Annotated in this window: 6 protein-coding genes; all 6 read left to right on the top strand. The window is 41.6% G+C overall.

The window, feature by feature from the left end; all coding sequences use genetic code 11:
- The coding region (gene polA / locus ACRCJ0_RS08330; RefSeq protein ID WP_431390155.1) for a DNA polymerase I at positions 1-2,002 on the top strand (2,002 nt) is incomplete at its 5' end.
- Positions 2,003-2,173: 171 nt separating this feature from the next.
- Positions 2,174-3,028, top strand: a complete 855-nt coding sequence (mutM, locus tag ACRCJ0_RS08325; RefSeq protein ID WP_431390154.1) for a DNA-formamidopyrimidine glycosylase — start codon at positions 2,174-2,176, stop codon at positions 3,026-3,028.
- Positions 3,029-3,046: 18 nt separating this feature from the next.
- Complete coding sequence (gene coaE / locus ACRCJ0_RS08320; protein WP_420085458.1) at positions 3,047-3,655, top strand: dephospho-CoA kinase; 609 nt, start codon at positions 3,047-3,049, stop codon at positions 3,653-3,655.
- Positions 3,656-3,734: 79 nt separating this feature from the next.
- Positions 3,735-4,247, top strand: coding sequence for a transcriptional regulator NrdR (gene nrdR, locus ACRCJ0_RS08315; RefSeq protein ID WP_016897724.1), 513 nt, complete (start codon positions 3,735-3,737; stop codon positions 4,245-4,247).
- A gap of 22 nt (positions 4,248-4,269) precedes the next feature.
- Positions 4,270-5,820 (top strand): DnaD domain protein, encoded by a 1,551-nt coding sequence (locus tag ACRCJ0_RS08310; RefSeq protein ID WP_431390153.1) that lies wholly within the window; start codon positions 4,270-4,272, stop codon positions 5,818-5,820.
- Between the two features lie 2 nt (positions 5,821-5,822).
- On the top strand, positions 5,823-6,659 hold an 837-nt coding region (dnaI, locus tag ACRCJ0_RS08305; RefSeq protein ID WP_431390152.1), incomplete at its 3' end, for a primosomal protein DnaI.

The following is a 6,659-nucleotide window of genomic DNA, read 5'->3' as shown; positions in this document are numbered from 1 at the left end:
TATGAAGAAATCGAAGCGTAAAGAAAATCTGATCAACGAAAAAGACAATGCGATTCTGTCTAAAAAGTTGGCGCGGATTGAACTGGACGCACCCGTGGAAATTGAATTATCTGAGTTACCTTATAAAGGCAAACAGCTTGAACCGCTGATGTCATTTTATAAGGATATGAACTTTAATGGCTTTATGTCTCGTTTATTGGAAAACTCAGACCAGGCGGACTTGTTGACAGAAGATTGGGAAGAGGTTGCCTATACGCACGTGGCGTCTGCTGAGGATTTAACAGTGGACCATTTCCCAAGTGTGGCTGCAGCGGATGGGTATGCGATTTACCTTGAAAACTTGAGTAAAAACTACCATGATTCAGAGGTTGTGGCTGTTGCATGGACGAACGGTAGTGAAATCTTTACTGGAGATGCTAGCTTACTACAGGCTGATTTATTTAAATCATGGTTGTCGGATGAGCAAGTCACAAAAGTAGTCTTTGATGCCAAACGAACAAAGGTCATGCTGGACTATGTAGGCATCGACTTTGCAGGGGTTGTAGATGATGTCTTAATTGGGTCGTATTTACTTCATGCCCGCGACAATTCTAACGACTTGGCTGAAGTGGCACGCGAATTTGATATGGATGACTTGTCTTATGATGAATCTATTTATGGCAAAGGGGCTAAACGAGGCGTTCCTGAAGAAGCTGAAACCATGTACGAACATATTGCCCGTAAAGTGCATATTATCGCACGTTTACAAGAAACCATTCGACCGCAATTAGAAGCCAACCAAATGGATGACTTATACCAAAAAATGGAGTTACCATTGGCTTTAGTATTGGCAAACCTTGAAATTTTAGGGATTTCAGTGGATAAACAACAATTAGTCACTATGCAGGCTGAATTCCAAGAGATTATTGACGGTCTTGAAGCCAATATCTGGAAAGAAGCAGGCCACGAATTCAATGTGAATTCACCTAAGCAATTAGGGGTTATCCTATTTGAAGAAATGGGCTTACCGGTGATTAAGAAAACGAAGACTGGTTATTCAACAGCCCAGGATGTTTTGGAAAAATTGGCTGGCCAAGCACCAATTATCGACTTGATTTTAAACTACCGTCAATTGAATAAATTGCAATCGACTTATGTTGAAGGGTTACAAGAGTTTATCCACGAGGATGGTAAAATTCACTCTCGTTTCCAACAAACCTTAACATCAACAGGTCGTTTATCATCAGCTGATCCAAACTTACAAAATATCCCAATTCGTTCTGAAGAAGGCCGGAGCATTCGTAAAGCCTTTGTGCCAAGTCACGAAGACTGGGTTATTTTTTCAAGTGACTACTCACAAATTGAATTACGGGTGTTGGCCCATATTTCTGGTGACAAGCACATGCAGGAAGCCTTCAACAACCATGAAGATATCCATACTTCAACAGCTATGAAAGTCTACAATGTGGCTAAAGATGAGGTGACGTCTAACATGAGACGAAATGCCAAGGCAGTAAACTTCGGGATTGTTTATGGGATTTCTGACTATGGTTTGAGCCAAAACTTGAATATCTCTCGTCCAGAAGCTAAGAATTTTATTGATACTTACTTGGAAAACTATCCAGGCGTTCAAGCTTACATGAAGGATGTTGTAGAGAAAGCCAAAGAAGATGGTTATGTAGAAACCCTATTCAACCGTCGTCGCTACTTACCTGATTTAAACGCGAAGAACTTTAACGTTCGTTCATTTGCTGAACGTAATGCCATGAATACGCCAATTCAAGGGACGGCGGCGGATATCATTAAGATAGCCATGGTGAAGATGGATGAAGCGTTAAAAGAACATAAGTTACAAGCTAATCTATTATTACAAATCCATGATGAGTTGGTCTTTGAAGTACCAAAAGACGAAATTGATACACTAGAAAAATTAGTGACGGAAATCATGGGGTCAGCAGCCCAACTAGATGTGCCATTAGAAATTGAATCTAATTACGGTGCAACTTGGTATGAAGCTAAATAATGAATATAAAGAGGTGCAGTTAAAACAGACTGGCACCTCTTTTCTAGCCTATGGAATAAAATGGATAAGGATGACAGATATCTTGCAAGCTTTGCCTCCTACTTATCTTTTCAATAGGCAGGTTTTGCATTAGAATGATATGAAGAAGAGAAATTAGAAAGTGGTGTAGTGATGCCAGAAATGCCCGAAGTGGAAACGGTTCGACGCGGTCTAGAAGAAATTGTTATTGGTAAGACAGTATCGTCTGTGACAGTGACTTGGCCAAGAATTATTCAAGCAGAAGGTGGCGTGGAGGCCTTTGAGAGCCGGATGCCAGGCCAGCAATTAGAGAAAGTAGGTCGAGTAGGAAAATTTTTACTTTTCTATTGGACTGATGTAACATGGGTTGCCCATTTACGGATGGAAGGCAAATACCTATATGAGCCAACGGATAGCCCGGTAGACCAATATACCCATGTTATTTGTCATCTGACTGACGGTCATGACCTTCGTTACAGAGATGTTCGGAAGTTTGGCCGGATTCATATGGTTGAAAAGGCGGATACTGAAGCGGAAATTGCCAAGTTGGAATTAGGTCCTGAACCAAAAGATTTAACCTTTGATTATCTGCAAAAGCGTTTTGATAAGACAACCAGACCCATCAAGGCAGTGTTGTTAGACCAAGGGGTTATTGCGGGAATTGGCAATATTTATGCGGATGAAATCTTATTTGCAGCGAAAATCCACCCTGAACAAAGCGCTAGATCATTATACGACGAGGAAATACAAACCATTATTTCTGAGAGTCGTAGGATTATGGCGTCAGCCATTGAAGTTGGTGGGACAACGATTCGAACCTATACCAATACCTTTGGTGAGAATGGTCGTTTTGCCGATTATTTAAAGGTCTATGGGAAAAAGGGCCAACCCTGTCCACGGTGTGGCACTGAGATTGAGAAAATTAGTGTGGCTAAAAGAGGGACGCATTTCTGTCCACATTGCCAGCGCATTCACCTTGCAGTGAAATACATTACATCATCTATTTAAACGTAAAACGGAGGCACTATGAGTCATATTTTAGGACTAACCGGCAGTATTGCCACAGGTAAATCAACAGCAAGTAAATTTTTTAAGAAAGCCGGGTTTCCAGTCATCGATGCAGATTACGGGGCGCGAGTGGTTGTTGAACCAGGACAACCAGGCTTAGAAGCGGTTAAAGCGCATTTTGGGGAGGATATTGTCTTTCCAAATGGGGTTTTAGACCGTAAAAAACTAGGCCAAATTATCTTCTCAGATGATAAGGAACGAGAGAAGCTGAACGAATTGTTACACCAACCTATTCGCGACTGGTTAAACAGTCAAAAAGACAAGTATGAAGCAGAAGGACATGAACTGATTGTCATGGACATTCCTTTATTATTTGAAGGAAATTTCGTGGATGCATGTGACCAGGTAATGGTTATTTATGTGTCAGAAACCATCCAATTAGACCGGTTAATGCAGCGGGATAACTTAACTTCAGTTGATGCTTTTCAACGAATGACTAGTCAAATGTCCATTGAACGAAAAGCCATGATGGCGGATGTGGTGATTGATAATTCGGGGTCTATTACAGATACTGAACAACAATTGGATGCATGGGTCGGTATCTCTGGCTTTCAACCGCTAAAATAGTGGTTTAATAGCCTTTGTGCTATAATAAATCGAGCAATTATTCAAGTATATTAAAATTGAAAGCAGAGGTGTCAAATATATGCAATGTCCAAATTGTGCTTCAACCAATTTAAAAGTAATTGATAGTCGACCAGCGGAGAATAATACCTCTATTCGTCGACGTCGAGAGTGCTTAGACTGTGGCGCCCGTTTTACCACTTTCGAGCGCATCGAACGAACACCCTTATTAGTCGTTAAACGTGACGGAACTAGAGAAGAGTTTTCTCATGAGAAAGTTTTGCGTGGCCTGATCCGCTCTGCTGAAAAGCGTCCTGTATCAGCTGACCAACTTGAACAGTTAGCCAATGATGTTGAATCTGAGCTGCGGTCTCGTAGCCAAAATGAGGTACCAGCTTCTGAAATTGGGGAATTATTGATGGCGGCTTTACCAGATATTGATGAAGTGGCTTATATTCGTTATGCTAGCGTATACCGACAATTTGAGGATCCGACTGTTTTCCTAAGAGAAATCGAACGGTTAAGAGGGCGGAATGACCAGGGTGAAGGCGATGCGAAACCTGAAGAATCAAACCAAGATCATGTAGAAGACTAAATATTTCATAGAAGGGAGGGTAATGCCAGTGACATACCCATGGCAAAATTTAGATCCAAAAGGGCTTGTTCAAATTACCCAACCCCACTGGATTTCAGATATTGACCAGCAAGTCCTACTTCATCTATACCAACCCATTATTGGCGGCACTGCTTACGCCTTTTACCAGACTTTATATGCCAATATTCAACTGTCTGACTTTGCCTCAATCCCTTTGCGCCACTTCGATTTGATGGAACAAATGGTGGCTGGTAAGGAGCAATACGTGAAGGCCAGACGGCAACTTGAAGCAATTGGCTTATTACAAGTTTTTGAAAAAAGTAGTCATCAAAATCAAGATGATGTGACGACGATTTATCAATTGCAAGCACCTTTGGAATCTAAGCACATTTTCTCTGACCCGATTATGTCTAGTCTTTTAATGGGCCGGTTGGGTCAAGACCGCTATCAATTGATGCTAGACAAGTTTTCAATCAAAATGCCAGTAGACTTGAAATCAGGAGATTGGACGGAAGTGACTGCTACTTTCCAAGATGTCTACCGATTACCAAGTCAATACTATCCCATTTCGGATGAGATTGAGGATAAGTTGGTAGCTAAAAATAGTCAAACCAAGGCAACTACAATCACTAGTTCAACCTTAGATATGAACACCTTAAAAGAGTTGCTGCAATCGTCATTCATCTCTGAAAAAGCTATTACAGCTGAAGTGAACGAGATGTTTGTATCCTTACATCAACTCTATGGTTTTGATGAGGTGGACTTGAAAGAATTGGCCTTATCAGCGACTGATCTAAGGACCAATACGATTGACGTACGCAAGTTGCAGCGCCTGGCTCTAGACAAATCGAGCAGTCAAACAGGTATAAGCAATGTTCAGCCAGCAAAGGCATCTACACAAGGGACTAGTAGCGGTTTAACGGACCGGATTACGGTTTCAGAGGCCAAAGGCCGCCAGCAGGCAGATCAAGCTGATCAACAATGGCTAGGGAAAGGGCTCTCAAAAGAAGAGTTGTCATTTTCTAAATTGGCTAGGTCTTATCCACCAATTGCCTTTGCTAAATCAATTAAGGAACAAAAGGGCGGCTATCTGACTAAGTCCGAGGGGAACGCCATTACTGAGTTAATCCAGTCAGAAGTGATTCAGCCGGCGACCTTAAATGTAATGGTGCAATTCTGTTTGATTGAGTTGGAACAGAACCGGCTGACGCGCTCATACCTAGAGAGTGTTGCTGATGACTGGCGTCAAAACAAGGTGGTTGAGCCTGAAGAAGCCATGTTATACTTGAAGCAACGTAAACAGAAAAGTGCTGAAAATTATGAAAAACGACAAAAAAACCGGATGGCTAAAGGTCGTTATCAGACGCAGAAGCAGTCAGTTAAACCAAAATGGTTAGACCCTGATTCAAGACAGGATAAATATCAAAAACCAGTGGTGGCGCCAAAGGCAGGTGACCAAGAAGGGCCTAAGCAAGACACGGCAGTCAAGCAAGAAAATAAGGCATCCTTAAGTGCGCAAGAAGCAGAAATTCAACAATTACTGCATTCATTAAATCAAAAAGAAGGTGAGTAAGTATGGCTGACAACAACCAAATGAAAAATGTGGGGGACTCATTAAAACAGCAGTTCAACCGCAACCCCATGTTCAAAGAGCGACAAGCAAAAATCGAAGGCATTGTTCAAAGTGATCCAGATGTCCAGGCCTTTCTTGCCAAACATCAGTTAACCTTTGAAGATGAAATCGTGAAGAAATCATTTTCAAAATTATATGAGTTTGCGCGCGAGAACGGTAACGATGCATTGGGCCAAAAGAAATTCGTCCAATATGCGCCAAATTTGATTATGAACGTGAACTTTATCGATGTGGATTATCATCCAACTGAAGCCTTTATCCAACAACAAGAGGCCGAAGAATTGAACAAGCGGGTGACTATGGTCTCTATGCCGAAAAGTCTGCGGTCAGCTTCTTTTGAAAAGATGACGAAAGATGACTATCAAGACCGATTTGAAGCGATTCAAAAGAGTCTACAATTTATTTCAGCCTATACCAGTAAGCCAAATGCCTATCATAAGGGTTTGTACCTACATGGGCAATTTGGGGTTGGGAAAACCCATATCCTGGCTGCTTTAGTCAATACTTTGGCTGAGCATGGGGTCAAATCTACCTTGGTACATTACCCGGAATTGTTAGTAGATCTGAAATCACGTATCCGGACCAATACTGTTGACCAAAGAGTCAATGAAATCAAGCAGGCGCAAGTGCTAGTGTTAGATGATATTGGTGCTGAATCTAATAGTGAATGGGTCCGCGATGATGTGCTGGGTGTTATTTTGCAATACCGGATGCAAGAGCAGTTATCGACTTTCTTTACCTCTAATTTCTCAATGGCTGAGTTAGAAGAATTTCTAACG

The sequence above is a fragment of the Aerococcus sp. L_32 genome (assembly GCF_050689315.1).
Note: the sequence above shows the minus strand (reverse complement) of the source record. Positions and strands in the feature narration are given on the sequence as shown.

Excerpts from the sequence above, each read along its gene's own strand:
- mutM (WP_431390154.1), top strand. The coding sequence starts at position 2,174 with ATGCCAGAAATGCCCGAAGTGGAAACGGTTCGACGCGGTCTAGAAGAA.
- coaE (WP_420085458.1), top strand. The coding sequence starts at position 3,047 with ATGAGTCATATTTTAGGACTAACCGGCAGTATTGCCACAGGTAAATCA.
- nrdR (WP_016897724.1), top strand. The coding sequence starts at position 3,735 with ATGCAATGTCCAAATTGTGCTTCAACCAATTTAAAAGTAATTGATAGT.
- ACRCJ0_RS08310 (WP_431390153.1), top strand. The coding sequence starts at position 4,270 with ATGCCAGTGACATACCCATGGCAAAATTTAGATCCAAAAGGGCTTGTT.